We start from the raw sequence: 1,633 nt of genomic DNA, 5'->3' as shown, positions 1-1,633 counted from the left end.
GCTACGCGAAATCTGAACCCGAAATCCTCTGATCAAAGTAAAGACTTCAATCTCAAGCGCATACTTTTCTGTCGTGGAAACCATGGCCGACTTTTTCAACAGAATCGGCCAATGACTGCCTGTCGCCACCGGTAGCAATGGGCAGTTCTCCGCCGATCATGTTGACTAAACGTGCTGGTAAATTCCGATGGAATCGGTGGTCAGATCCATTGCAAACGCCTGGTCAAGTACGATGCAAACGAGTGGTCAGTACCGATGCAATGAGGTGGTCAAGTGGAGTGCAATTTCGCACCCTGCGCACTTCGAAACTGGGCCAGTTAGTCATGCCGTGGCGAATATGGGCGGAGCATCGTATGCAATAGCACTGGAGACTGGAGATGTTCTGCGCTTGCAGCGTGACAGCAATGCCTTGCGCCGGCTGGCGTTCCAACCGCGCTACGAAGGCAGCCTCAGCGATTTGGCACTGCACTTCCCAAGGCGGGGTTTTGGACGCCCCAGCGTGATGGCTGGATCCTCGCATGGTTCGATGCTGAAGGTAATCTCGACCGCATGATCACGGCAGCGAGCAAACGCCTGAAACGACAGTCAACCGCCAACTGCAACGGCCTTTTCCCGTTCCAGCACCCTGTTTATGAAATTGACGGCAGCGGCGAGTGCCTCACGCCCCTCAGAGAGAGCCGGAGCATACGCTTGCCAGACATGAAACAGACCGGGCCATACCTCCAGTCTGGTGTCCACGCCAGCTGATCCAGCGATTCTCGCCAGACGTACTGCGTCATCCAGGAGGATTTCACACTCCCCCACTTGAATCATCAGCGGCGGCAAACCTTCCAGGTCAGCCTCCAAGATGAAAGAAGCAGCATCGACCTGTTCTCCCAGGTAGGCGTCAGCACAGGCTTGCAACTTCTGAGGTGTAAGAAAGAAGTCCACAGTAGCCTTGGTAAGGATGCTTTCTCCGGTGAGAGCCAGATCCACCCAAGGAGAAAACAGCACGACGCACCCCGGCATTTCCATTCTCATCGTCCTGGCGTAAATCAGAGCGGCCATGATGAGTTGGGCTCCCGCCGAATCCCCCACCAATGCGATATCGTTTGCACTTTCGCTGTTCGCGAGTAACGCCGCATACGCAGCCAGAACATCCTGCTGAGCAGCAGGGTATGCATTTTCAGGCGTTAGTCGATAATCAACTACATAAGCCGTGGAAGATGTACCAGCAGCAAGCGTACCGGCGATCCCCTCAAAACCTTCAGCGCTGCCCACCATAAATCCACCTCCGTGGACATAGAGTAGCGAGCGCCGGGATTCCACGCAGGTCACCGTCCGTACAGGCACTCCACCGAGCGTCGACGCCGTGGAGCTGCAATTGGGCGGAGCGGAAAAACGATTGCACACTTGGTCAAAACCAATGCGAGCCAGCTGCAGCGACTCAAGTGGATTTTCTCTACGAAAGCGAAGCTCATCCCTGATAGCATTCAGTTCGCAACTACTCATTATTGCCTCCCAGATAAAGCGTGACGCGCAGTCACCGTCAGATATCAAGCACCAGCCTTGAAGACTTGGCACGTGAAACACACTGCAGAATGACCGCATTGGAAGCACGCTCCTCATCGCTGAGGACATAGTCCCTGTGATC

General features: G+C 54.8%; 1 protein-coding gene and 1 pseudogene. Both read right to left on the bottom strand.

The features are described 5' to 3' along the window. Nucleotides 1–585: 585 nt before the first annotated feature. A complete protein-coding gene (locus tag AC1DRJ_RS26925; RefSeq protein ID WP_477804827.1) occupies nt 586–1,491 on the bottom strand; it encodes an alpha/beta hydrolase in 906 nt (301 codons plus the stop codon). A 37-nt stretch (nt 1,492–1,528) separates the two neighbouring features. Further along, a pseudogene (locus AC1DRJ_RS26920) lies at nt 1,529–1,633 on the bottom strand (oxidoreductase); the annotation flags it as partial.

Source organism: Pseudomonas sp. P5_B2, from assembly GCF_056400445.1.
Note: the sequence above shows the minus strand (reverse complement) of the source record. Positions and strands in the feature narration are given on the sequence as shown.